The organism is Vibrio tasmaniensis (assembly GCF_024347635.1).
Classification (GTDB): domain Bacteria; phylum Pseudomonadota; class Gammaproteobacteria; order Enterobacterales; family Vibrionaceae; genus Vibrio; species Vibrio tasmaniensis.
In genome coordinates this window covers 1,452,033-1,477,979 of sequence record NZ_AP025510.1, presented here as the reverse complement: position 1 = coordinate 1,477,979, position 25,947 = coordinate 1,452,033, and the positions used below count along the sequence as shown (strand labels likewise).

The 25,947-nt window shown below is 44.1% G+C and carries 24 protein-coding genes; 6 read left to right on the top strand and 18 right to left on the bottom strand.

Annotation, left to right across the window (positions count from 1 at the left end):
• Window positions 1–137: 137 nt before the first annotated feature.
• Entirely contained in the window at window positions 138–713 is a 576-nt protein-coding gene (locus OCV44_RS06750; RefSeq protein WP_139684022.1) for a nucleoside triphosphate pyrophosphohydrolase family protein, read from the top strand.
• 175 nt (window positions 714–888) lie between these two features.
• Here the strand turns inward: OCV44_RS06750 and OCV44_RS06745 are convergent, their stop codons facing one another.
• The 16 genes from OCV44_RS06745 to OCV44_RS06670 all read right to left on the bottom strand — a co-directional run bounded on the left by OCV44_RS06745 (window position 889) and on the right by OCV44_RS06670 (window position 17,620).
• A complete protein-coding gene (locus tag OCV44_RS06745) occupies window positions 889–1,377 on the bottom strand; it encodes a GNAT family N-acetyltransferase (protein WP_017068284.1) in 489 nt (162 codons plus the stop codon).
• A 282-nt stretch (window positions 1,378–1,659) separates the two neighbouring features.
• Complete coding sequence (cydX, locus tag OCV44_RS06740) at window positions 1,660–1,761, bottom strand: cytochrome bd-I oxidase subunit CydX (protein WP_004734907.1); 102 nt, start codon at window positions 1,759–1,761, stop codon at window positions 1,660–1,662.
• 10 nt (window positions 1,762–1,771) lie between these two features.
• Window positions 1,772–2,908: a cytochrome d ubiquinol oxidase subunit II gene (cydB, locus tag OCV44_RS06735; RefSeq protein ID WP_139684023.1), complete on the bottom strand. Its 1,137-nt coding sequence runs from the start codon at window positions 2,906–2,908 to the stop codon at window positions 1,772–1,774.
• Between the two features lie 12 nt (window positions 2,909–2,920).
• The gene (locus OCV44_RS06730) at window positions 2,921–4,507 is read right to left on the bottom strand and encodes a cytochrome ubiquinol oxidase subunit I (protein ID WP_139684024.1); all 1,587 of its coding nucleotides are present in this window, start codon (window positions 4,505–4,507) and stop codon (window positions 2,921–2,923) included.
• Window positions 4,508–4,682: 175 nt separating this feature from the next.
• Window positions 4,683–6,101: an aminotransferase-like domain-containing protein gene (locus tag OCV44_RS06725; RefSeq protein WP_170213697.1), complete on the bottom strand. Its 1,419-nt coding sequence runs from the start codon at window positions 6,099–6,101 to the stop codon at window positions 4,683–4,685.
• Window positions 6,102–6,310: 209 nt separating this feature from the next.
• Window positions 6,311–7,765 carry a lytic polysaccharide monooxygenase gene (locus tag OCV44_RS06720; RefSeq protein WP_139684052.1) on the bottom strand — a complete coding sequence of 485 codons (1,455 nt, stop codon included), beginning with the start codon at window positions 7,763–7,765 and terminating at the stop codon, window positions 6,311–6,313.
• 515 nt (window positions 7,766–8,280) lie between these two features.
• Entirely contained in the window at window positions 8,281–8,640 is a 360-nt protein-coding gene (locus OCV44_RS06715; RefSeq protein ID WP_139684026.1) for a DUF6559 family protein, read from the bottom strand.
• 29 nt (window positions 8,641–8,669) lie between these two features.
• Window positions 8,670–9,428: a vitamin B12 ABC transporter ATP-binding protein BtuD gene (btuD, locus tag OCV44_RS06710; RefSeq protein ID WP_139684027.1), complete on the bottom strand. Its 759-nt coding sequence runs from the start codon at window positions 9,426–9,428 to the stop codon at window positions 8,670–8,672.
• Entirely contained in the window at window positions 9,415–10,410 is a 996-nt protein-coding gene (gene btuC, locus OCV44_RS06705; protein WP_139684028.1) for a vitamin B12 ABC transporter permease BtuC, read from the bottom strand. The genes btuD and btuC overlap by 14 nt, the downstream gene beginning before the upstream one ends.
• Before the next feature lie 132 nt (window positions 10,411–10,542).
• Window positions 10,543–11,571, bottom strand: a complete 1,029-nt coding sequence (locus tag OCV44_RS06700) for a succinylglutamate desuccinylase (protein WP_139684029.1) — start codon at window positions 11,569–11,571, stop codon at window positions 10,543–10,545.
• Window positions 11,572–11,849: 278 nt separating this feature from the next.
• Window positions 11,850–13,646 (bottom strand): M3 family oligoendopeptidase, encoded by a 1,797-nt coding sequence (locus tag OCV44_RS06695; protein WP_139684030.1) that lies wholly within the window; start codon window positions 13,644–13,646, stop codon window positions 11,850–11,852.
• Window positions 13,647–13,793: 147 nt separating this feature from the next.
• Entirely contained in the window at window positions 13,794–14,411 is a 618-nt protein-coding gene (locus tag OCV44_RS06690) for a histidine phosphatase family protein (RefSeq protein WP_139684031.1), read from the bottom strand.
• A gap of 26 nt (window positions 14,412–14,437) precedes the next feature.
• Window positions 14,438–15,055 carry a bifunctional adenosylcobinamide kinase/adenosylcobinamide-phosphate guanylyltransferase gene (gene cobU, locus OCV44_RS06685; RefSeq protein WP_139684032.1) on the bottom strand — a complete coding sequence of 206 codons (618 nt, stop codon included), beginning with the start codon at window positions 15,053–15,055 and terminating at the stop codon, window positions 14,438–14,440.
• Window positions 15,056–15,064: 9 nt separating this feature from the next.
• Complete coding sequence (locus tag OCV44_RS06680; protein ID WP_139684033.1) at window positions 15,065–15,871, bottom strand: adenosylcobinamide-GDP ribazoletransferase; 807 nt, start codon at window positions 15,869–15,871, stop codon at window positions 15,065–15,067.
• The gene (cobT, locus tag OCV44_RS06675; protein WP_139684034.1) at window positions 15,871–16,935 is read right to left on the bottom strand and encodes a nicotinate-nucleotide--dimethylbenzimidazole phosphoribosyltransferase; all 1,065 of its coding nucleotides are present in this window, start codon (window positions 16,933–16,935) and stop codon (window positions 15,871–15,873) included. Before cobT ends, OCV44_RS06680 begins: the two co-directional genes overlap by 1 nt.
• 73 nt (window positions 16,936–17,008) lie before the next feature.
• Complete coding sequence (locus tag OCV44_RS06670; protein ID WP_139684035.1) at window positions 17,009–17,620, bottom strand: flavin reductase family protein; 612 nt, start codon at window positions 17,618–17,620, stop codon at window positions 17,009–17,011.
• Window positions 17,621–18,295: 675 nt separating this feature from the next.
• Between OCV44_RS06670 and OCV44_RS06665 the strand changes: the two genes are divergently transcribed.
• The 3 genes from OCV44_RS06665 to OCV44_RS06655 all read left to right on the top strand — a co-directional run bounded on the left by OCV44_RS06665 (window position 18,296) and on the right by OCV44_RS06655 (window position 21,716).
• On the top strand, window positions 18,296–18,991 hold the full coding sequence (locus tag OCV44_RS06665; RefSeq protein WP_139684036.1) for an NAD-dependent epimerase/dehydratase family protein: 696 nt from the start codon (window positions 18,296–18,298) through the stop codon (window positions 18,989–18,991).
• 185 nt (window positions 18,992–19,176) lie between these two features.
• Window positions 19,177–20,550, top strand: a complete 1,374-nt coding sequence (locus OCV44_RS06660) for an L-cystine transporter (RefSeq protein WP_086049272.1) — start codon at window positions 19,177–19,179, stop codon at window positions 20,548–20,550.
• Window positions 20,551–20,954: 404 nt separating this feature from the next.
• On the top strand, window positions 20,955–21,716 hold the full coding sequence (locus tag OCV44_RS06655; RefSeq protein WP_139684037.1) for a YdcF family protein: 762 nt from the start codon (window positions 20,955–20,957) through the stop codon (window positions 21,714–21,716).
• A 226-nt stretch (window positions 21,717–21,942) separates the two neighbouring features.
• On the opposite strand, the gene OCV44_RS06650 is transcribed toward OCV44_RS06655, so the two are convergent.
• Window positions 21,943–22,464, bottom strand: coding sequence for a DUF2058 domain-containing protein (locus tag OCV44_RS06650; RefSeq protein WP_012604134.1), 522 nt, complete (start codon window positions 22,462–22,464; stop codon window positions 21,943–21,945).
• A 191-nt stretch (window positions 22,465–22,655) separates the two neighbouring features.
• On the bottom strand, window positions 22,656–23,699 hold the full coding sequence (locus tag OCV44_RS06645) for an AraC family transcriptional regulator (RefSeq protein WP_139684038.1): 1,044 nt from the start codon (window positions 23,697–23,699) through the stop codon (window positions 22,656–22,658).
• A gap of 233 nt (window positions 23,700–23,932) precedes the next feature.
• Between OCV44_RS06645 and OCV44_RS06640 the strand changes: the two genes are divergently transcribed.
• Window positions 23,933–24,946, top strand: a complete 1,014-nt coding sequence (locus OCV44_RS06640) for a DUF2804 domain-containing protein (protein ID WP_139684039.1) — start codon at window positions 23,933–23,935, stop codon at window positions 24,944–24,946.
• Between the two features lie 87 nt (window positions 24,947–25,033).
• On the top strand, window positions 25,034–25,882 hold the full coding sequence (locus OCV44_RS06635) for a sterol desaturase family protein (RefSeq protein WP_139684040.1): 849 nt from the start codon (window positions 25,034–25,036) through the stop codon (window positions 25,880–25,882).
• Window positions 25,883–25,947 lie beyond the last annotated feature (65 nt).

Below are 25,947 nucleotides of genomic sequence, written 5' to 3'. Positions count from 1 at the left end.
CTGTAAGTTATATAATAATCAATTAGTTTTTATGCAAGATACCTCATTAGACCAATGAATAAAAGTCGCCTTTACGTTAGCACCCTATAGCTAGCTTTGATAAAATGCACCATTAACGAAACAAAATGGATAGGAAAATGAACCTTTCTCAACTAAGCCAAGAAATCTACGATCACCTTTACCGCGACATTGAAGAGTTCCGCAGTACTTTTGATCTGCCTGTAGCTGATCCTGAAACAATGGACGAAAAAGGCGATACGCTACATACCTCTCTAGCGATCGAAGAGCTGACAGAGCTTGCAGAAGCTGACTCTAAAATCGAACAAGCGGACGCTATTGTAGACAGCGTGTATGTTTTGATGGGACGTTTGGTTCACCTTGGTCAAGCGAAGGTTGAAGACAACCTAGCAATCAGCTACCTGATTGACCTACTGTTGAATGTTTCTAAAAACCGCTCAATTGACTTCTTACCTTGCTGGGACGAAGTACACTCAAGCAACATGAGTAAAGTATGTCGTAACGAGACAGAATACGCAGAAACCGAAGCTTTCTATGCTGAACAGAACATCAAACTGATGGCGGTTCAAAAAGGCGAATACATCATCGCTAAGTGTGCGGAAGATTTCGTATCTGAAGGTAAGACAGTTCGCCAAGGTAAAGTACTAAAATCAGTACACTACCGTCCTGCGAACCTTGAGCCTTTAACGGCTTAGGTAAGGTTACGACTGAAGCTGCTTAAAGCATCGGCGCACCCAAATAGCAAACGCCACGTTTAAATAACGTGGCGTTTTATTATCTGTCTGTGATTTCTAACTGTGCGTTAATCGTAGCTGTGTGCTAATTACAGTAGAGTGTTAAATGTCACCGAGTGTTAATTGTAGCTAAATGCTATACCAGTCGAGCCATGTGATAAGCCGCCACATATTCGCCGTTTCTAAAGGCAAATCCTGCGGACTCTCCTTCAATCACAAAACCAAACTTCTTATACAGGCTAATCGCTCTTTCGTTATCGGTATACACCGTTAGCTCCATTCGCTTGATGTTAATCCAGTTATCGCACAAGTCGATCGCTGTCGCGAGCAGTTGACTACCAACGCCTTTGCCTAACACATCGTCTTTAACACCCATACCGAATGAAGCTACATGTCGCCGTCTCGGGTTTACACACACTTCCATTCCCAAATTACCAACGATCTCATCGTCGATCATTGCGACATAGGAGTACACATTATCAGGCATGTTAGAGATTCGTTTTTGCCAGCTTTCCAGAGATGGATTTGGGAGTTGCAGCGTACCGGTATAAGCATTAGTGCATTCGTAAACTTCTTTGATTCCCTTTGCATCTGACGGTTCAGACCGTCTCACTATAATACTCATCGCAACTCCTACTATTTTCATCGCTAAATATGAAACACATCCTTAATGTGCACCTAGACACATTATCAAATAGTAAATATTTAACAATAGGTTAGATGGAATTGTTTTGATTAAATCTTATATAGAGTTGAGATATAGGTGTACTTAAAAGAATGCAGCTCACTCGATTTAAGTCTTACCATCTTGTACCACGAAGGAAGAACCAAACCTTACGCTTTAGGAAGGCTCATAAAAAAGACCAGAGCATCACACTTCTGATCTTTTTATGAATCATAACGCCAATCAGAACTCAGTTTCTGAGTCACTTTTCTCTAGGCTGATGACATTCAAAACTGCAAATGCAGAGGCTAGGAATAAGCCTAATATCCAAACAAAATACCACATGAGAAACTCCTTAATACAGTGAATTGCCGTTGCGTTCGACATACTCATTATCGAGTCGTCCAAACATGGTTCGATAACTGAACGCGGTATAACACAGAATGATGGGCACCATCACAAATGCTACGCCTGTCATGATGTTCAAGGTCAGTTCGCTTGATGTCGAATCCCAAAGGGTTAAGCTATGGCTTGGATTAACGCTAGACGGAATAATGAATGGGAACATCGCGAAACCAGCGGTTAAAATGATGCAAGCGTTAGTCAGGCTGGAACTAATAAAAGAAATCGCATCCCATTTCAACCTTGCGCTGATCAAAGCCATCAATGGATTAAGCACACTGCCAATTGGCGCAAACCACATCCAAGGGTGAATCTCGAAGTTAGATAACCAAGCACCAGTTTCTGCTATCGCTTGTTTGTTCAACGGGTTTGAAACCGCGCTATGGTTCAACTCACTGACAATCTGATAACCATCAATGTGACTTATTGTTAAACCACCTAGCACCATGAGACTCACCACAAGTATCGCACTCAACTGAGCAACCAATCTTACCTTGTTGTATAGCGCATCGGTGGTTTTCATCATCAGCCAAGCACTGCCTTGCAACAACGCCATCAATAACCCAACGAAGCCACACAACAGAGCAAACGGATTAAGCAAATCAACAAACGATCCGTGGTACTCAACCATAAGCAAGCTATTGAGCGAGAACGGAAGCCCTTGCATCAAGTTGCCAAACGCGACACCAAATAAAATCGGCGGAAATAAGCCTGAAAACGAAATAGCTAAATCACACACTTTTCGCCATTGGTCGTTGTCTATCTTGGCTCGGTATTCAAGAGCTAAAGGACGTAACCATAACGAGATAAGAGCCAAGTACATCGCAACATATAAGCTTGAAAACGATGTCGCATACACTAACGGCCAAGCTGCAAACAAAGCGCCACCTGCGGTAATTAACCACACCTGGTTTCCGTCCCAATGAGGTGCGATGGAGTTAATCATCACTCGTCTTTCAGAGTTGGTTTTACCTATCAACGGTAACAACGCTCCTACCCCCATATCGAAGCCATCGGTAATCATAAAACCAATCAGCAGCACACCGATTAGCACCCACCAAATTAAACGCAATGTGTCATATTCAAACATGAGTCAGTCACCTTATTGTTGAACTTGTTGTGCCAATTTGGCTTCAAGTGATGTTGTTGTTTGTTCATAGTGATAACGCCCCGTTTTCAAACTGCTTGGGCCTTTTTTAGCGACGGTAATCATCAAGTAACTTTCAACAATGATGAAGACGGTATAGAGGCTAATAATTAGCGCGAGAGACGTAAGTAAGTTCTCAACAGTTTGAGAAGAAGCCGCGACCGCAACAGGGAGAATTTCACCGACCGCCCATGGTTGACGACCATACTCTGCAACAAACCAACCAGCTTCGATTGCCACCCAAGGTAATGGAATTGACCAAAGTGCCGCCTTCAATAACCAAGGCTTTTGAGTTATGTTTTTACGGTAGGTTTGTAAGAAAGCCGCGCCAAAAACAAACAACATAATGAAGCCACAACCCACCATGATTCTGAATGACCAGAACAATGGCCACACGGTTGGGATTGAATCATCGGCTGCTTGTTGGATTTGTTGTTCAGTCGCGTCAGTCACGGTGTCTGTGTATCTCTTGAGCAATAAGCCGTAGCCAAGGTCCTGCTTGGTTTGATCGAAAGCTTGCTCTGTCTCATGTGAGGTATCGCCAGATCGCAAACGCTCTAGCAGTTCATAAGCGATGATTCCGTTACGAATGCGAACTAAATGTTGGTCACGCAAGTCATGAAGCCCCGTCACCTGCTCGTCCAAAGACCTTGTTGCAATAATCCCCATCACATAGGGGATTTTTACCGCGAAGTCGGTTTTGCCTTCTTCTTGATTTGGTAATCCAAACAAAGTAAACGCCGCAGGTGCCGGTTCGGTGTGCCATTCAGCTTCAATCGCTGCGAGTTTTACTTTTTGGACGTCACCCAGTTCATAGCCCGACTCATCACCTAATACGATCACCGATATGATAGAAGCAATGCCGAACGAAGCTGCGACAGCAAACGAACGTTTTGCAAAAGCAATGTCTCGCCCTTTAAGCAAGTAGTATGAACTCACGCCAAGGATAAACATCGCACCGCAGGTATAAGCTGAAGCGACTGTGTGCAAGAACTTAACTTGAGCAACTGGGTTGAGCACCACTTCGGCAAAGCTGGTCATTTCCATACGCATGGTTTGGTAATTAAACTCCGATCCAATCGGGTTTTGCATCCAACCGTTAGCAACTAGAATCCATAATGCAGAGAAGCTTGAGCCCAACGCCACCAGCCAAGTCACCATAAGGTGTTGGCGTTTAGATAGCCTTTCCCAACCGAAGAAGAACAGTCCAACAAAGGTGGATTCTAGGAAGAATGCAACAAGGGCTTCGATCGCAAGAGGAGCACCAAAGATGTCTCCGACATAGTGAGAATAATAAGACCAGTTAGTGCCGAACTGGAACTCCATGGTTAATCCGGTCGTGACACCTAAGGCGAAGTTAATACCGAAAAGTTTACCCCAAAAGCGAGTCATATCCTGATAGATTTGCTTACCGGTAAGCACATAGATCGACTCCATGATCGCCAGTAAGCAAGACATACCAATAGTTAACGGGACGAAGAGGAAGTGAAACATAGCGGTTAGCGCAAACTGTAAACGCGACAATTCAACTACATCAAACATTTAAGCTCCAAACATCATAATGATGGATTTCATATTAAGAATTGGAGCGTATTTCAGCACAGTTCGAACAAACCAAACTAGAACAGATTGGTTATTAAAAAACAGAACAGATTATTTATCCAGTCAGTAGAGACTAGCGTTGAAGTATGGAGCAGCCGGTAACTCAGCTAACGACTTAGGCTTGTAATTCCATTGTCTGAATCAAACCACCTAGAGTACGAATGGCTTCTGCGATTTTGTCGTCGCAAGCGTACGAGCAGTTGAGACGGATGTGATGAGAGAACTTTTTATCGCTGCTGAATATAATTCCCGGCGCAACAGAGATGTTGTTTTCAAGTGCTTGCTCATAAAGCTTCTCAACACAAACAGAGTGAGGCAACTCTATCCAAAGGAAGTAACCACCTTGGCTTTTATGAATCAGAGCACTCTTAGGCAAACTGGACTCTAGAAGTGCTATATGTGCCTTCTTCCTTTCATTCAGCAGTTTGCGAAGCTTTTTAAGGTGGTTGTCATAGCTATAAAACGTCAGGTAGTGAGATAAGCCAAGCTGAATCGGAATACTGCTGGAGAGTGTCGATAGATGCTGCAATCTCTGAATCTTTAACGCTTGTTTCCTTGCGACTACCCAACCAATTCGAAAGCCCGGCGACAGTGATTTGGAAAACGAACCACACAGCATGATTTGCTCGCCGGTGTCATAAGCCTTGGCTGGCAATGAACTTTGGTTTCCAACGTGAAGTTCACGATACACATCGTCTTCAATCATAGAGATCTTATGGTCATTCACTAACTCGGCGAGTCGCTGCTTGTTGTTATCACTCATCGAGTAACCGACAGGGTTTTGCGATTCTGTCATGAACCAACATGCTTTGATGTCCATTGAAGCAAACACCGACTCCAACACATCTAAATCGATACCGGTTTCAGGGTCGGTCGGGATCTCTACCGCCGTTAGGTTTAACCTTTCAATGGTCTGTAACACACCGTAAAACGCAGGGTACTCTATCGCGACTAAGTCACCCGGCTCGGTACAGGATTGCAGGCATAAGTTAAGTGCTTCCATTGCCCCAGACGTGATCACAATATCGTCGGGCAATACATCTAGCCCACCAGATTGATAGCGTTGAGCGATTTGCCTGCGGAGTGTTTCACTGCCCGGTGGTAAATTAGTAAGCATGCTGTTATCGGGCATTTGACGACTGGCATTGGCTAAACTGCGCGACAACGCTTGATGAGGAAACAAGGCAGGGTCTGGAAATGCCGAGCTGAGTGGAATGATGCTAGGGTCTTTGGCTCGTTGAAGCACATCGTAAAGCAGGTCACTGATTTTAACGGGGTACGGCTTGATGGCTTTTTGTTGCGTGTGTTCTGAGGTGAATACATTTCTACGCGGTAACACGAAATAGCCCGACTTAGGCTTTGAGCGTACATAGCCTTGGTCTTCAAGCTGTTGATAGGCCTGAAGTACTGTCTCGATACTGAGTTTATAGCGCTTACATGCGTCTCTAATTGATGGGATCTTCTCACCACTTAGCCAGATGTTTTGTTCTATCTGATTCTTGATTGTATTGGCAAGTATCTGAGATTTTTTCATCAAAAAGTCTTTTCTATCTAATGTGTAAAAGATTACTAAACCGTGGATATTCGAAGCATTCGGACATTCAGGTATAACAAAGCCCTACCCTAAACCCAATTACCTTCACGGTCGACTTGTTTATCTCTCCCATAATAAAAGACACCACACTCATCAATCGAGTGTAGTGCCTTAGTTGCTTAGTTACTTGGTTTAGATTAACTAGCCGACTAGTTAGTTGGACGCCATACGCCCCATTGATCATTTTCGTAGGTCGCTTTAGGGTTTGTACCACCTTGAACCCACCATTGCGCTTTCCACGACTGGTTCGAGTAAGTCACGACTTCGCCACCAAGGTAAGTCGCTGATAAGTCCCACGTGCCATTGTCTGGGTCTGGAGTCGGATCAGGATCCGGCGTTGGATCTGGGTCTGGTGTTACACCACCGTCATCGGCAATCACTTCGAACGTGAAGGTTTCAACACTATCACTTTCAATAGAACTAGCCATGAATGACAAGGTTTCATTAGCTACAATACCAGTCGTATCTACGACAACTGACGCAGTGCCGTTATTTTGGATGCTTACAGCAGAACCTTGAGTTTGAGTTAATGTCGCCGCTTCATTTGTTGCAATCACAACCTTGTCGCCATCATTCACTACGTTGTCACTCTTCACTAGCTCGTAGATGTCGCCTTTCAATGGCTCAACACCACCGTCGCCACCATCAATCAACGTTAACTGACCAGAAGCACGGCTATCCTTTGAGTTGAAGAAGTTACGTGAAGAATCGTTTTGGAAATACATGTAGTGCTGCATTTCAGCGTGCCAGTCACCAATGAAGATCGCGCCATCTTTAAACTCTTCATGCCAGCCGTTAATCTCTGAAGCCAACAAGCGAGCCCAATCGTTAACGTTTGAAGCGTCGATAACGATGTCGAAGCTACGCGCTACTTCACCGTACTTGTTGATGATGTCGTACTTAACGGTATCGCCAACTTGTGGTGTACCAAACTGGTCAGAAACAAACAGGTCGCCACGGACTAGATCAGGTTGAGGTGTAGGATCTGGTGGAGGAGTTGTACCACCCGCGATAGTGATGTCTGAACAGTTGTAGAAACCTTCACCCGCGGCGTCGTCACGTTGCCAACGTACGTATAAGATTGCGTCGCCAGAGCGATCTGAAGGAATCGTCACGTTGATACGGTATTTGCCACCGCTCACCGGAACATTCCCCTCTTTTTGGATAAGTTCTAAGTCACCCCACGCTAAACTTTTGCTTAGATCCGCGTTTGGTTTCGTTAGATAAAACTCCCAGAAAGAAGGGTTGTGTGGTGCAGTCGCGTTGAATACATATTCAAATGTACCAGTGCTTAACTCGGTGCGAGTCCAACCTGTATGAGGGGCGCCCATACCACGCTTTTGCGAATCATTGGCATAACACAAAGTGCCGTCTGGAATCGCAGCTTTCACAGCATTGATATTGTTGAAATCTTGGATATTTTTCGCATACTCGTTGCGTTGAACGAAAGGATATGACCCTGAAATATCTTTTGCTTGAGCACACGCCGCATTTGGTGGCGTACCTGACCAAACTCCGCCTTGTTCATAACACGTATTCTGACGTGCACTTGGAAATTCAGACCAGCCATGAGCATTTGCCACTGACGGCACACTCGATAGCATAGCCACACTTACTGCTATTTTTAGAATATTATTATTTATAGTTGTCACTTTCCCACTCTCTATTATTTTACCCCATATGCAATCTTGATTGGACATTTACTAATCAAGATTGCAGTTCGAGGTTTTATAGTTTCTGACTTAAAGAACACGGAAAATATATACGTCATAACTATCAATAAAAGTGGGATTTATTTTGAAAGGAATCAGAGTCACACAACTCAAAGAAATGCGTTAGAGATAGATGATATTGCTTCGAATTATCGATTTTTACCGACACGAATCACGCATTCCCTAAGAAAATAGTTCACTAGGAAGGTATTTTTTTATTGAATCAATCCGATTGAAACGCTCGCATAAATAATGATATTGAGTGCTTTTGAGCTTCATTATTACGTTGTTGAGACTGTTGCAAAGTGGCTAAGTTACTAAGCTATTAAGCTACTAAGCTACTAAGCTACTGAGCGTATACGTTTATAAATCGATAAATCATTAAACGTTAATTTGAACGAGCTAAACTAATAGCGGCTATGCATACCAAAGCGATTCGACATATCATCGTCCATACGACCGCCCTTCCAACCGCCACCGCCCAACAAATTAAGTACATCACGCGCGGTATATTCCTCACCACCGAAGAAGTCGTTAGACACGTCATTACGCAGTAATTGAATGGCAGGAGTCAGTTCAACAGCAAGGTCTTGTGGATCTGCAAACAAAGCTAAAGCAACCAGTTGTTGGCGCTTACTCAGTTCACTAGAACTCGTTTCTACCTGACCAATAGAGAAAAAGTCACTGCTTCCGTACGCTTTCACCAACTTTGCAGAAAGTGATTTGATTACTTTCTTGATTCGTCGTCGTTGAATATATCTAAACATATAGGTTGCCTTGTATTGATGAGCCTAAGTTAACCAAACAAAAGATAAGTTTGATTGTCGACCGAGATGCTTTTTACTTGCGTGTTAAATACGGATTCTAGCTGTTCAGGCGCAAGTACTTGTTCTGCACTGCCTGAGGCTTGTAGTACGCCCTTGTCGAGCAGCAGTACTTGGTCGGCATGTCTCAAGGTTCGGTTCAGGTCGTGGTTAGCCATAATAACCGCAATGCCCTTCTCAGCCACTCGTTCGATAAGCTTGTACAGCAAGGCTTCTTGCGCAATATCCAATGGCGCTGCAGGTTCGTCGAGGATCAATAACTTTGCGTATGGATTAAGCGTCGGCCAAATTTGCAAACACATGCCCGCCAAGCGAACCCTTTGCCATTCACCACCAGACAAAGCTTGTATTGAGCGGTGAAGTTTATCCGCAATGTCTAGCATCTGGCTTATTTCTTCCAAAGCTGCGTTGATTTCAGCATCAAGGCCATGCGATGAACTTGGCAGTGATAACGCAAGGTATTGGAAGACTTCCAAGTTGAAGGCGGGTCTTGCACTTTGACACAGATAAGCGCGATGCAATGATAAATCTTGTAGGGATAATGCTGACAAGTCTTGACCGTCGAGCTTTATATCACCTTTGTAGCCATCACCAACGCCAGATATCGCTTCCAATAAGGTACTTTTTCCACTGCCATTAGGACCGATGACATGAGTCACCTGCCCTTGCTTGAGCTCAAATGATAGTGGTAATAAACGAGCGCCGACGCTCAGGCTCTTAATTTGAATCATGATTTTTAATTAACATCCAAATGAAGATTGGTGCACCGATACTGGTGGTCATCACACCCAAGGGTAATTCTGCAGAATCGAGTAATGTACGTGCGCAAATATCAGCAAACACCAGTAACGCGGCACCTGCAACGGCAGATAAAGGAAGAAGGTATCGGTTGTCGGTACCAATCGCTAAACGCAGTAAGTGTGGCACCACCAAACCCACAAAGCTGATCACACCACCCAAAGCTACTGCGCAGCCGACTAAAATAGACACAGCGAAGATTAGACGCCAACGTAATCTCGGAACGTTCACGCCTAACTGTGCGGCATGCGTTTCGCCAATCATCAGTTTGTCTAGTTTGCTACCTTGCAAACACAACCAAATAATCACGGGAATCATCACCAACGTGAGCGAGTGTTGGTACCAAGTTACACCACCCAAGCTACCCATTAGCCAATACATCAATAAGCGTAAGCTAAGATCATCACTAAAATAGAATGCCCACGTCACCATCGCGCCAGAAAGAATGCCTAACGCAACACCCACCAGCAATAACTTGGCCGTAGTCAGTCGCATCGTTTTTACCATGCTAACCAGAATCACGGTAAAACAGAGTGAGCCTAAAACGGCGGCAATCATAAATAATTCAGGCGTAGGAGCAAATGGCAAGAAGAACAACACGATCACCATCGCCAAGCTTGCACCACCAGAAATGCCGAGCACACCAGGCTCTGCTAATACGTTACCCAATAAGACTTGTAAGCTTGCGCCAGATACAGCTAACCCAGCCCCGATCGCAATAGCTGCCAATAGTCGAGGTAAGCGTAAATCAATCAGTAGTTTTTGTTCTAACGTGGACAAGGTGCCCAGAGGGGAAATGAAGAGATCGCCAACCATTAGATAAATCGCACTCAGCGTGACAAGCAGTGCAGCCATCAGATAAATGACTCGCGTCCATTTTCGCTGTTTTTGGTGAAGAAGTTGTTGGAAATCCATATCAAGCTACTTTGAAATTGTTCGCGTAACCTTACCTGTATCCCCAAATAAACTCAAGGCTCACACCGTAATGTGAACCTTGATATTTCAACCAGTTGGGCGGTTGTTTTGTAGCTTAAACCCGACTGGACATTAATCGTACACAAGCTGACCGTGGTCGAATCGTGTTTCGACTTCGCATACCATTAAGGCCGCACGTTGACCGATAGCCACGTTACGATTTGGGAATACCACCGCTTCGTTTTCATTCTTCGCCATCAATGGCTTATCTCCATCATGACCAAACACTTCACCGTGCTTGAACGCCGTAAAGTTTTCAACGGCATCAGAGAACATGAAATCAAAATCATCATGCAAACGAACAATGGTTCGGCTTACGCGATAAGTAATGGTTTTCTTTGGTAAATGCTCTGGTTCTATTTCAGCAATCAAATTGCGCATTGCCAAATCGAAAGCCGTTAACTTATCAAGCTGGTTCTCACCAATTCTTGCTACCTGCCCTAGCTCCATTGTCAGTGCTTGCGCTTCAAAGTTTTCAGCGCTGTACCAACTGAAGGTGCTCGTTGGCGCATTGGATAACAACACCGCTTCAACGTGAGCACTGTTAATGAAATCGAACAAGGCTTTACTGCGAACTTCGTGGCGAACCTTAGGGCTTACGGCGAAAGAGTAATGCTTAGACAAACGGATCGCACAGTGTAGATCTAAGTGCCAACGAGTGGCAGGTACCGTTTCCTTGTAAAACTCAGTAACCAAGTACTTAAGGTTGTTCGCGATGTCCACTTCTCGATTACTTTCGTGCTGTTTTTCATCAAACAGACGGTTCATGTTCACATCAAGAAAACGCGTATGCGCATTGGTCGCTTCTGGGTGAGCAATGATGAACAAACACCTTGCTGTCACGACTTGGAAGCCGGTTTCAATATCCTCAATGAGCTTATCAATCAGCTCCATTGGTGAAGTTTCGTCACCATGAATACCTGTTGAAAAGATGATGTTCTTGGTTTCAGAATTGTACTCTGCGGGAATCACTTCCAATACACCGCGTTGATGAAGCTTAATATGAACACCGTTACTCAGTACGGTCTGTCCTGCAACCACTTCTTGCTCAAGATCTAGGCTGTCAAAAAGAAATGATTGGCGAAAGAGGGTCTTCGTCATGCGCTACTCCTTAATTGCACGGCCGTATGTTAATAAATTGTACATAGAAATTGTGTTGCTAGGATCGCACTTATCAATAGAAACTCCGTTATCACTCACAAATACTACCCATATATTTTTGTATTACCTGCTGGCTTTACTAACCGGCATCTGTTCCAAATAACTTTCTCTATTTAAAGCAACTTTTGGCTGTCTCAGCTTTTCTCAAGTCATGTCAGCAAGATAAGAGCCACGTAAGCTAACACAGCTCTTACCTACCATGAACAGATTGAGATCAATTAATCTTCCTGATCGAGCAATCTTTCAAATTCATCGATTTGAACTTTGACCATGTCGATGCTTTGTTGCCAAAAGTCAGCTTGAGTCAGGTCCATTCCCAAGTGTTTTTGAACGACTTCTTCCGCCATCATGCTGCCCGTATCACGAAGCAAGGAAACGTAATCACCGTAGAATTGTTCGCCCTTAGCATCGCGCTGAGCGTAAACACCTTTACTGAACAGGTAACCGAACAGGTATGGGTAGTTGTAGAAGCTCACTTGAGAGATGCTGAAGTGCAGTTTGCTTGCCCAGAAGTAAGGGTCGGCTTCTGTCATTGCATCGCCATACCACTCCTTCCAAGTGGTTTCCATCAAGTCACACAGCTGCTGAGCCGTTAGCTCACCTTTTTCACGCTGCTCATAGAAGGCTTTCTCAAACTCGAAACGTACTGGAATGTTTACCATCAAAGCCAGTGAAGAAGAAAGCTCTTCCCACAGCATTTCAAGTTTCTCATTGCGTGTTTGTGCTTGTTTTAACAAGTGGTCACGAACGATGTTTTCAGCAAAGATTGAAGCGGTTTCTGCTAGCGTCATTGGGTAGCGCGTCTGACACAAAGGCATGTCTTTCATCACCCAGTTATGGAACGCATGGCCTAGTTCGTGTGCCAATGTCATTAAGTCTGAGCGGCTACCGCTCCATGTCATGAACACAAGAGGTGTGCGTGTCGCAGCGAACTTGGTGCAGTACGCACCTAGACGTTTGTTGGCTGCTGGAGCGGCATCAACCCAACCGTTCTCAACCATTAATGCAACAAAATCAGCCATCTCTGGATTGACTTCAGCGAAGGCGGTTTTAATCACTTCGATCGCTTCATCGAATGGGTAAACCTTAGATTCGCTGTCACCCAGCGGAGGCATCGCGGCTAAATGGTTCCAAGGCTTCATTTCATCGAGCCCGTGAACTCTTGCCATTAACAGACCTGCTTTCTGGCCTACTTCGCGATTTGCCTTTGCTACCGACATCATGGTGTCTAGCGTTTCAGGTACGATGCGGCTGGCGTGTAGGCTTGGATCAAGGAAATGCACGTCGCTTATTTTCGAGCGCTTTTTGTTCTCTGTCAGTCGCCACCCCGCAAGCGCATTTAGAATTGAAGCAAAAGACTCTTGGTGCGTCTTCATTGCGCCTTGGACTGCGCGCCATGCCGGTTCTTGTTTGTCGAATTCGCTGCCGTACAACAAGCTCGCAGCTTGTGAAAAACCTAGCGCTTCGTCTTCACCGTGCAGCTTTAGCGACAGTTTTAAAGAGCCGGTTAAGTTATCGTACAAACGTCCCCATCCATCACGGCCATCCACTTTCATGGCGGCTAATAACTGCTCTTCAGCCACACTGAGTCGGCTACTTGCTAATTTACGTGAGCTTTCGATAGCAAAACGTTGCCCCGCAACATCTGCACTCTCATGCTCTAATACGGCATCAATAAATTCTGGTTCTGCGTGGATTAGCGTGTCTTCGTAAGGGCTGAACGCTTGAGACATTTCAGAGTTCAGTTTCGCAACTCGACCAAGCAGTGCTTTGGCTTCTGTGTGTGTCGCATCGACCGATGCGTGGCAATTAGCGAAGGTGTTGATCGTGCTCAGTAACGTGCCTGCCGCTTCAGATGTTTGAATGGCGTTTTGCATCGCTAGAATAATATGACGCTTTTCAACGTGTAGGTACAACAGCTCAATGCACTGTTGGATGAGTTCAATATCCTGTTCGATTTTTGCATCATCAAGATCGCAATAAGCAATGCTTAGATCCCAACTCGGTGTTGTCATGACTAAATTCCTTTCACGTAGGTAGTAATACCAATCTGGTATAACGGCTGTGAACGCCGCTTTATATTTCGATTTTTATTTCTGTTTCTATTTCTATCTAGCAGGTCTAATAGATTATTGATTCTTAAAAGTGTGTTTTCTAAGCGCTCAGAGAACAGGTAACCCTATTGATTTTACGCTAATAAAGCTCTGCGCAAACTGAGTGATTTGAATATGAGTTATCGACGCGTTTTCTATCGATAGCTTCGAGTACAAACTCGGATTTTCCCAATCGATATCAAGGCAATGCGCTAACAATATGCGAATCACACCACCATGAGTAACCAATAATAAATTGTCACTTGGATCGTCCAAAAGTTGCGACCAAGCTTGAGTTACTCTGTCGTGGAAGCTCTGTAAACTTTCTGCGCCAGTTAATTGATGATTAGCAGGGTCTTTCCAAAAGGTTTCTAACATTCCCCACTTGTCTTCAAGCTCATCAAATGGGACACCATCTACGTCACCGAAGTTCATTTCCTGAAAGTCTACTTCGACAGATAAAGGCATAGACATTCGCTGTGCGTATCTGTTTGCGAGATCGCTGCATCGCTTCAAAGGTGAAGTAATGACGCCATCGAAAGGCACATCGTAGTTAGCTAATGCCCCACATATCCGATCTTGAAGATCAGGGTTAACCAACACATCGGATAAACCATTAAGTGCCGCTTCGCCTTCGACTTTGCCATGTCTTAGTAGATAGATGTTTTTGGTTGTTCCATTTTCCATTTGTTCAACTAACCTTTGATACCAATCTAATTATGAGTCGAGCTTTGAGTCAAATAGCTCGACGGTTTTAAGCTCAATGGTAATCCTGCAGCAACCAGCGTAACGCGTTCAACTACGCGAGCTAGCGCTTGGTTCATGCGACCCGCATTGTCGACAAATAGGCGCGACACTTTACCTAGCGGCACCACACCTAAACCGACTTCGTTAGACACCATGATAATTTGCGCTGGGCTTTGCTCTACGCTTTTCACTAAAACTTCAACCACGGCCTCAACCTGTTCATTGGTCGCATCATCACCCAACTCAAAAATAATGTTGTTCAACCACAAAGTTAGGCAGTCAATCAACACCACATCGTTTTGACCAAAAGACAGCAGTTTTTCGGCTAATTCAACAGGGGCTTCATGCTCAATCCACAGCTCACCACGACGTTGTTTATGGTGCACAATTCTCTCACGCATTTCGTCGTCCAAATAAGTGGCCGTCGCAATATAGTTGAGACGTCCATTTGAACATCCTTCAAGCGCACACAATGCCTGTTGTTCTGCAAAACTAGACTTACCAGAACGAGCTCCACCCAATACCAGATGGCTATTTCGCTGACTTACTTGATTAATTTGATTAGCTTGATTCGTGTTTGTCATAGGAACCCGTTATAAAAAACCATTGTAAAAAGCAGTAATGAACACAAGGTAAATCAGTAACTCCATCAACTGTTGAGCCGCCCCCAAACAGTCGCCAGTAAAGCCACCAATTCGTGCCATTAACCATTTTTTGAAACCTAATCTAAACAGATAGGCGACGACAGATAAAACCAAAGCGAGCTCAAGACCAAACCACAGGCTAGGCAGAACGCCCACAAGCAATAAAAAGACAAGTTCGCCCTTAGTTTGCTTATTGGCCAATGGCTTACTTTTACTGGTATCCAAATCACTAACATAAGGCATGTCGTAGATAAGGGAAGCCGCAATCGCACGGCTAAAGGTATAACTGGTAACGATAACCATAAACAAGGCTGTCATGTTGACCAGCTCATTCAACAGCACCCACTTGCCAAGTAGAGCCATAACCAGTGCAGATGCGCCATAAGTACCAATTCGACTGTCTTTCATAATGGTCAAGCGGCGTTCTAAGGTCATGCCGCCGCCAATACCATCGGCCATATCGGTTAAGCCATCTTCATGAAAAGCACCGGTTAACATCAAACTAAAACTCATCATTGAAAAAATGGCCACTGCACTCGGCAGTATGGCATCGAGTAGCAACAACACACCGCCACACAAAACACCAAGTAATAAACCAACCGTTGAAAAGTAGCGACCCGAACGATTCATTCGCTCTTCTGAATAAGGCGTATTCTTCGGCATCGGTAAACGAGAAAAGAAACCCATCGCCAACGAAAAAAGTTCCCATTGGTATGTGATGCTATCTTTCAACGATCTTTCTAGTGCATCACTCATTAAACCGTGACTCCAGCACTCTCAAAACTCGCCATGTTGTTATAGAACTCGGCTGCCGCACGAATTATTGGCATAGCTAGCGCAGCACCTGTGCCCTCGCCTAATCTCAATCCAAGATCGAGCAGTGGCTCAGCGTCTAGCAGCTCTAATAGAATTTTGTGACCAGACTCTTCAGAGCGATGAGCAAAAATCATATAATCACGGCAATTCGGTTCAATTAAAGTCGCGACATACGCCGCAACCGACACGATAAAACCATCGACCAATACTGGTGTTCTGTTTTGATAAGAGCCAAGGAACCCACCCACCATTTGAACAATCTCATAACCGCCCACTTGAGCTAGTACATCTTTGATATCTTTAAGATCTGTAAGCTCTTTAACTTCTTTAAGCTCTAAACCTTTACAACGAGCAACACCTTGCTCAACCACAGCCACTTTCCGTGCAAGCTGTTCATTGTTGATACCAGTGCCTAGGCCGACACACTCATCTGCAGACCGATTCGATAACGCACTTAAAATCGCTGATGCGCTGCTAGTATTACCGATACCCATTTCACCAAACATGATGATATTCGTGCCATTCGAAATGGTTCTAGAAATTAGTTCTGTACCCAGTTCAATCCCTCGTTCAACCGTTTCGAGGCTCATTGCCGCTTCATTGGCAAAGTTATTGGTTCGTGTACCTAAACGCTGAGAGATAAACATGTCACTGTCAGATTCCACAGGCAACAATATCCCCGTGTCGACTACTGTAATATCAATATTATTCACCGCACAGAAGCAATTTATCGCCGCACCACCGCTCAAGAAGTTCAACACCATCTGTTGTGTCACGGCACTTGGAGCAATACTGACACCTTCATCTGCTATGCCATGGTCGCCAGCAAAAATGATGATACGTGGCTTATTCAATTCGATGTGCTCAACCGCAGCTTCTTTGCCTTGGCTGTGAATTAATGCCAGTTGATGCGCGACTTTTTCTAGTAAGCCAAGCGCACCAAGTGGCTTGGTTTTTTGGTCAATGCGGTGTTGGATGTACTGCGAGTATTGGGTATCTAACATAAGTTTAGGAACACTTAAATTTAAGGTAATGGATTTCTAGGGCTGCGATTCTGCTTAAGCTAAATCGATAACACTATTTAGGGCGTGCAACAGAGAATACATTGGAAAGCGTCGCGTATTCACCGCCACCAAGTCGAGATAAAGGGTCCAATGCCAACGCATCAATCTTAAGACGTTCACTCTCTTTATCAATCACATCTTCGGAAATGTACACGGTTTCTACTTGAGCAAAGATAAGGCTTTGAGGCACCTCTCCCACTTCTTTTACTTCATACAAGTTGCAGCCAAAAGCAACCGCACACTCTTTCACTCTCGGTAAAGAAAAGCCTTCAAATTCAACCAGCTCAATATTATTCGCGGATACTTCAGAATCACCGTGATCGAGTGTAGCTGCTGTCGCTGTCATCACCTCGGCAGAACTTGCTGACGCGATATGAATGACCAACTTACCCGTTTCAAGGGCGTTACGAGTGGTATCTTTGATTTCGCCCGACGGCTTTTTCCCAACTGATAACATCAGTAGCGGCGGATTGCTGGAAACAGGCGTGAAATAAGAGAAAGGCGCTAGGTTGTACTCTTGGTCGGAAGATTCCGTTAATGCCCACGCTATCGGGCGAGGCACAACGGTTTGTGTCATCAGGTGATAAATCTGAGTGGGAGCAAGAGTATCAAGTTTGAGGTTCATAGCACGTCCTTGGTCTATGTGAATTACGACTCAGTTTACGTGTTAAGCAATGCTGTATCTATGCCTAATCAACAGAAACGGTAGAGAGTGTTCTTAATTTAAACAGATCACACCGGTATTTTCTCAAATTGACAGTCAAATTGACGAACCCGAAACACCTACAATCCTGATAATAGATTTATCAATAACTTACACTTTGGCATCGTTTATGCTTTATCTAAAGTACTTGTTAATCTCTCCATTGATAAGTACCCATACTGTGAATACCCACACCGCAGTTAAAATAAAAGAAAACAATCGATTGAAAGACAAAGACAAGCAATGATTTAGGAGGTGTAATGATTCCAAACTCAAGTAAAAGAAAACCAAATAAATCGAGTAAGAAAACCAGTAAAAAGGTAAGGAAAATCCCACTCTCCTTCACCTAATCGGTAACAAGCAATTAAGACAACAAAGTAGCAAAGCAGCAAAGTAAGTAACAAAGCCCGTCGCCCAGCGGGCTTTGTTACCTTTAACACCTTAATAGAGGTTTACCTAACAAAGCATATACCTTCCGTGTAAAAGTCCATCATCGAATCCCCATCATCCTAACGCTCATTCATAAAACTTTTGTTCGCTTAAAATTCAAACACTGTTTATATTAAACAAGCACTTGTAGAGCGAGTAAGGAATAGAATGAGTATTTATGGAGATAAAACATCGGTTGTTATAGCTGGTGCGACAGGACTAATTGGCCATCATGTCCTGAGGCTGCTCATTAACGAGCCCGCTGTCGAACACATCTATGCTTTGTCACGAAGAGCATTAGGTGAGCAATTTCACTCCGGCAAACTCGATACACTCATCCACAACGATCTACAAGTAACGAGCTGGGATGACACCAAAGCGACACCCAACTTAGGTATTATCTGCTTAGGCACAACCAAGAAAAAAGCAGGTTCAAAAGAAGCGCTGCGAAAGATCGATGTAGAACTGGTTAGCCAAGTGGCACAGTCGATGAAATTCCTTGGAGTTCAACGTGTCGCAGTCGTTTCTAGCTATGGCGCTTCGCCAGACTCCTATTCACACTACCTGCGCTGTAAGGGGCAAATGGAGCAAAACCTAAAACGTATTGGCTTCAAGCAGCTTTTCATCGCTCGTCCGGGGCCGCTGGTTGGTGAACGGGATGAACCAAGAGCTGATGAAAAACTCCTGCAAAGCGTCTTCCCTTTAATATCTCCGTTAATGTTTGGAAAATTCAAAAACCTACGCCCTATCCAATCGGAAGATGTAGCTAAAGCAATATTATTCCGATTGTTCGAAAATAATTTCCAAAGTATCGAAATTTACACCTCAACTGACATGCTTAATTTAATAGCGAAATATCGTTAAAACGTCTATCTATTCACCACAATGTTGAATATCCATCCAACCCATTGGGTGGATATTACTAATCGTTCTAATAAATTACTTTTCCTTATTTTACGTTTGGTTACAGGTCGCTATTTTAGCTAACAGTATTTACGCCCATATATCTAATCGCCCTATCGATTCAAGTTTATTCATAAGGAAAAACAATGTCATTTTCAGCTATCGCTGCCTTAGCGGTATTCACTGGTATCCTCTTTTTTCTCTACGGACAGCAGAAAAAAGAAAACACGCTTTCACGCCTCGTTTTACTCGGTTTAGTTTTCGGTAGTGCTTTTGGCCTTGGTCTTCAACTGCTATTTGGTGAAGGCAATCCTGTTATCAAAGAGACGCTCGACTGGGTAAACATTGTTGGTCGTGGTTACGTTGGCCTACTAAAAATGGTCATCATGCCATTAGTGTTAGTTTCAATGATTGCGGCAGTAGTGAAGCTTGAGAAAGGCGGTTCACTAGGTAAGATTTCTGGCATCACCATTTCGGTATTGCTAGCAACAACGGCAATTTCTGCGATTGTTGGTATTGTTGTAACTCAAGCATTCGGCTTGTCGGCTGAAGGTTTAACAGAAGGCGCTCGCGAAACAGCACGTATCGCGACGCTAGAAAGCCGCATGGGAAGTGTTTCAGACCTAACAATTCCACAAATGCTGGTTAGTTTCATTCCGACCAACCCATTTGCAGACCTAACGGGCGCTCGCTCTACCTCTATCATCGCGGTAGTTATCTTTGGCGTGCTAACGGGTATTGCTGCTCGTAAGGTGATGGCAGAGAAAGAAGAATTAGAATCTCCAATCCGTACGTTCGTTGAAGCGGCTCAATCTATCGTTATGCGCTTAGTTAAGATGATCATGGCACTCACGCCATACGGCATCGCTGCGTTAATGGCGAAAGTAGTCGCAACATCAAGTGCTTCTGACATCCTAAGTCTACTGGGGTTCATCGTTGCTTCTTACGTCGCTATTATCCTGATGTTCGTCGTTCACGGTGTGTTGGTTTCTTTTGTTGGTGTAAACCCGAAAGAGTACTTCCAAAAAATCTGGCCTGTTCTAACGTTCGCTTTCACGTCACGTAGTTCTGCAGCAACGATTCCACTGAACGTTGAAGCTCAAATCACTAAGCTAAACGTGCCACCAGCGATTGCAAACCTGTCTGCATCTTTCGGTGCAACAATTGGTCAAAATGGCTGTGCGGGTATCTACCCTGCAATGCTAGCAGTCATGGTTGCGCCAACAGTAGGCATCGACCCAATGGACATCAACTTCATTCTGTCTCTGATTGCGATTATCACAGTGAGCTCTTTCGGTATTGCTGGTGTGGGTGGCGGTGCAACGTTCGCGGCACTTATCGTACTACCCGCGATGGGTCTTCCTGTGACTATCGCAGCACTGCTTATCTCTATCGAGCCACTTATCGATATGGCACGTACAGCGCTTAACGTGTCTGGCGCAATGACAGCCGGTACAATCACAAGCCGCCTATTGAGTAAAAAGGACAAGCAGCAAGATTTGGAACAAGCGAACGCTTAATGGGTTCGATTGATTCAGTAACTTGAGTCTCGTTAAACAAAAAACCGATGCACATGCATCGGTTTTTTATTGCTTGTTTATTTGTTTTGTTTTGTTTAATAGCATAGAACAAGGTTTTCAATATTCGATTAAAATTAATAGAAGAACCTCGTACCCATAGAATAAAAGATGAACAAGATGTAAATGTCCTTATTATTTTCAAGCCTATATTTAGACATCAATAAACGAACAATAATAAAGCGTTTTTGTTTATTACTTTACAAACATCCACATTCTATAACGCAAAACACCATATTTGTTCAATGGTGCAATAGGTTGACTGTTAAATATCAGTAAAACTGATATATGATGCGACGCTTCAAACATGCCCATCATTCCGACACCCGTTCGATAACAGGACCTTCATGAGCTTTATTATATTATTACTTCTTCTGATATTCGTTGGCGTTGCACGTTTACTTCAGTGGCGAAAAACCTCTAGCTTTATCAAACTTCTTCTTATCTCTTTATTTATGTTGATTGGTTCTGGTTTAATTCCTCGCTATCTACTAAACGACTTGCAAGCCAATTATGAGCGAAAACCTGACACTCAGTGGACCTCTCACAATGCCATTGTCTTACTTGGTGCTGGTACTCAACTCATCGTAAGTACACAAGAATTTGAGCCGACCTTTTTCTCGTTTGGTCGCATCAGTGAAACGGCAAGCCAATATAAAAACTGTTCGAAGGCTCAAACGATATGCAAAGTGATCGTTAGTGGTGGAGATGCACAAAATAATGGTGTAACCGAAGCGGAAGTTTATCAACAGCAGTTGCTTAGACTCGGCGTTCCACTAGCCGACATCATCCAAGAACCGAATAGTGTCAACACTTGGAAAAATGCGCAGCTCACCAGTGATCTAACGAAGCATCACCAGTTCGACAACATTGTTCTTGTTTCATCTGGGCTGCATATTCGTCGTAGTGAACTCTACTTTAATCATTTTGGATTAAACGTCGTTCCAGTTCGAGCCGACTACATGGCTGCCCAGATTTCATGGTTACCATTATGGTACAACTTCGCAGTTACAGACTTTGCACTGCATGAACAATTGGGCTTTGCTCGTTACAACCTTTACAACTTTATGGGTTGGAACAGCAAACGTGAGAAGCCCGGTGACGCCTGATCGCTTCAATCGTAATTTAACTAATTATTTAGTTATTGAGCTAGGGGTCATTCAACTAGTTGGCCATTTAGTCTCTAGAAAACTCACAGCTCATATATAAAAAATGCAGCGACAATCAAGTGATTGTTCGCTGCATTTTTAGAACCTGTAAACTTAGACCCTGTCAATAAAGCTGGGTATCTGGATTTACTTAGCTCGCCATTTGACTAGAGCTAGATAAAACCGATTACCACATTAGATCATCTGGGATCACGAAGTCTTTGTACGGGTCATCTTCGTCCACTTCATCAGAGCTTGAAGCTTGCGTATCAACGATAGATTCTTCGTCGCGCATAGCAATCTTGTTCGCTACTGCTGTCGGAATAACAACATAGCTCTCGCCTTGACGCGCAATACTTAGAATGCCTTTACTTAATTGCTTTTGAGTCAGCTCTTCTACGTAAAGGTATTTAACTAGCGTACCGTCGGTGAAGTTGTATTTGATCTCACCGTTTTTCTGCTCGATCTTGTTCATCTCAATCAGTTGCTTCACTTGAGCTTTAATTTCTTTGCTCAACTGCTGTTCTTTCAACTGTTGGTTTAGCTCTTTGTCTTTCGCTTGCTGCGCCAGTTTAGTTTCTTCAGCTGCCGCTTTTGCTTCACGAGACTGAACGCGAGACTTTTTAGAGCCTTTCTTCGCCTTCTTTAATTTTTTCTCATTTACCAAGCCAGCTTTAAGCATCTGCTCTTGGAGTGTTAACTTTGCCATGACTTTCCCAGTTCAGGATTAAAAACGGCACTATCATACCTGTTTTTGAGGTTTCTGTTTACTGAACAAGAACAAATTACAGAACAATCGCGAAATTTGAGCTTATAGATCTAAGCTGCGTCCATATTCACTTCTTGTTGCTCACAACCTCCACTTTTCCACGAAATACCGTTATACGCACATCGAGCCAGTTACCCAGAAGCACTCAAGCTGCCACGAAACTGCGCGGGCGTTTTATTGAGCCAACCTTTAAACGCCCTTCTGAAGTTTGCAGGGTCGCTATAACCGAGCCTTTCACCAATATCATCAATGCTCATGGTTGTGCCGAGTAACAGTTCTTTGGCTAGTTCAACTCGAACTTCGGTAAGCAATACTTGATAACTGGAATCATGGGTTGCCAGTTCTCGTCTTAGGGTACGAGAACTGCAACCGAACTCATCAGCTAACTGTTCAATATTTGGGAAACTGCCTGCGGTTTGATAAAAAATCGTTTTGATCTGGTTAGTCAGTAGATGTTCCGAGTCCAGCGTTTCCACTATCGACTGGCAAGACGCGAGATAGCGCTTCAGTGTCGCGGCATCATGAGTTAATAAGGTTTGTGATAAAACCGAGACATCAAAACGCAGTTCACAATGGCTCTGCTCAAAAACTACAGGGCACTGGAAGCGGTTGTCATAAAGCTTGGTGTAATTGGGACGAGCGTAAGGCAAAACCAAAGTGTGTATATCCAACTCGTGACCAGTCAGTTCTTTGAACAAAGAGACAATTGAACTTAAGAAGTACTCACTGCAGAAAGGAAGGAGATCACCCACTTCCAAGGTGTTCTCAATCTGAATCACTGCTTGCTCGGAATCTACAAACAATTTAACCGAGAAGATAGGCCCGTTCAGGCGCAAATACTTGAAGCCCGACTTGATGGCCTCTCCAACATTCTGGCTGGTCGATAGCGCATAACCCAACACACCAAAGTGGCTCAAGCTAGCATGCTCTCCCAACCAAAGCCCTAGACCATCATGAGGAAAACTCTGATTAGCCGCGCTAAATAACGTAAGTTTATCAGCGTAAGTCAGCTTTCCATTCGGATCTCGCCAATTCATGGTTTCTAAACCCACATCCATGAGTAGCCTGTCAATATCGACACCTCGTTGCTTTAAGGTATTCAACAGCAGCGCGATATCTAATGTACCCAACTGATGCCGATGTCCGGTCGGCTTATACTCCGCGATAATATCCAATCGTCTCTCCTTTACCAACGTAGTTGTCACTCGGCTATAAACTTAAAAATTCAAAACTCAAAATTCGTTACTAAGCATTCACGACTCAGCGCTCAACATTCACCAAGCAGCATAAACAATCTATGGTTATAAAATCGTGATTGGCAACGCGCTCTTGTCCGAATATGACCTCCCAATTCTACGCTACTCATCGCACAATGGCTTTAATTGTTAAATTTATGTGAATTATCGTAATGATAAAAACGAACCCTGCCCCACACAGTTTGATTGATTCTAATGGTCAGCCGACCATTGGACATTTAGATGGCATCCCAAAACAACTGAACATCGAGAACTTTGACTATCGAAACTCGATGGATTCAAAAGCAAACTCTTGGCAGAAGCACTTCCACTACAAGCAATTTCAATTTGTCAGCATCGTCACCGACACGCACATTATCGGCGTGGCAATCGCGGATATTCGCTACTTAGGCTCGGCATTTTGTTATCTGTACGATCTTGAAAACAACCATCTAGAAGAGTCATCTTGGTTGAGGCCATTAGGGTTTGATAAACAAGTTACCGCTTCGCCATTTGACGGCACGACAAACATTGCAGGCCAAAGCATCATCTTTAATATTGAACGCGGGCAATGGCAAGTTCGATTGAATACCAAACTCATCAAGGCCGATATCGCTTTAGAGCCTAAAGCCGACAGCTTGCCCTTGGCGATGTGCAGCCCAACGGGTTATTCAGGTTGGACTTACACCCAAAAGCACAATGCTTTGCACATCAGCGGTGACATCCAAATCAAGGGAGAATCACTCGTTCTCGAACAAGCTCGTGCCGGTTATGACTTTTCAGCGGGCTACATGAGACGCGAAACCAGTTGGCGCTGGGCAAACATCAACACGCAATCCAATGGCACAGATATTGGCCTAAACCTCGCGGCGGGCGTGAATGAAACCGGAGGCTGCGAAAACGTGTTATGGGTCAATGGAACCAGACACTTGCTTAACCCAGTACAGTTTACGTTCAGTCGCCAAGACACGAACTTGCCTTGGCAGATAACATCACAAGATGGACGTATTAATCTGACCTTTACGCCCCTTAATAACCGCAGCGAAAAGCTCAATTTATGGCTGTTAAAGAGTAACTTTCGTCAGTTCATTGGTCACTTTTCTGGCTCGATTGAAGACAACAATGGAGTGACACATCAACTCGATGGTGTTCTTGGCCTAACAGAAGATCACTTTGCTCGCTGGTAGCGAAGTTCAGCTAACTGAATCTCCAACGCTCAAGTCTAAACAAACTTGATACTAAGAACGCGTATGGCGTCTCAACAAGGATAAAACATGAATATCGACGCATTAATTAATCACCCAGAATGGCTACTGTTGGTATTAGCGCCCTTGTTCATGGTGTGCATGTTGGCTGAGTATTTTATCGGCCAGAAGCAAGGTCGACTGCCAGATAACTCCAGCTATAAACTTTCAGAAGTGATGTGTAACTTCACGCTTGCGGGAATGCATCAACTCTCCGATTTACTCACCGGGTTATTGGTCGTGCAATTGTATCTGTGGATGTTTGGTTGGCGTTTAATGGACATCGACATGGGCGTGCTGAGTTTTGTTGTATTAATGGTGTTGCAAGACTTTTGCTATTACTGGTTCCATAGAGCAAGCCATCGTGTTCGATGGATGTGGGCAGCACACGTCGCGCACCACAGCTCAGAACAGATGAACTTCAGTACGGCTTTCCGTCAAAGCTTAATGTATCCACTTGCTGGGATGTGGCTATTCTGGGTACCGTTGGTCATCATAGGTTTTGACCCTAAATGGGTGATCTTTGTGGTCCTTCTGAATCTAGGTTTACAGTTCTTTGTCCATACACAATGGATACGAAGCTTGGGACCACTTGAATACATCTTTAACACCCCTTCGCATCATCGAGTACATCACGGAAAAAACCCGCAATACATCGATAAGAACTACGCCGGTGTTTTGATCATTTGGGATAAGTTGTTTGGTACATTCGAACCTGAAGTTGAAACTGTGCGTTACGGCGTCACCAAGCCCGTAAACAGTTTTAACCCGATAGTCGTCACCTTTCAAGAATGGAAGACTATATTCAAAGATTTGAGGAACCGAGAGTTAACCATCAAACAGAAAGTCCAGTTGATACTCTCACCTCCATCGGATTAAACGACGCTAGACAGATTGTATTAACTAACAAATCGCCTCAACTGGATTCAAAGGCATCCCCAACG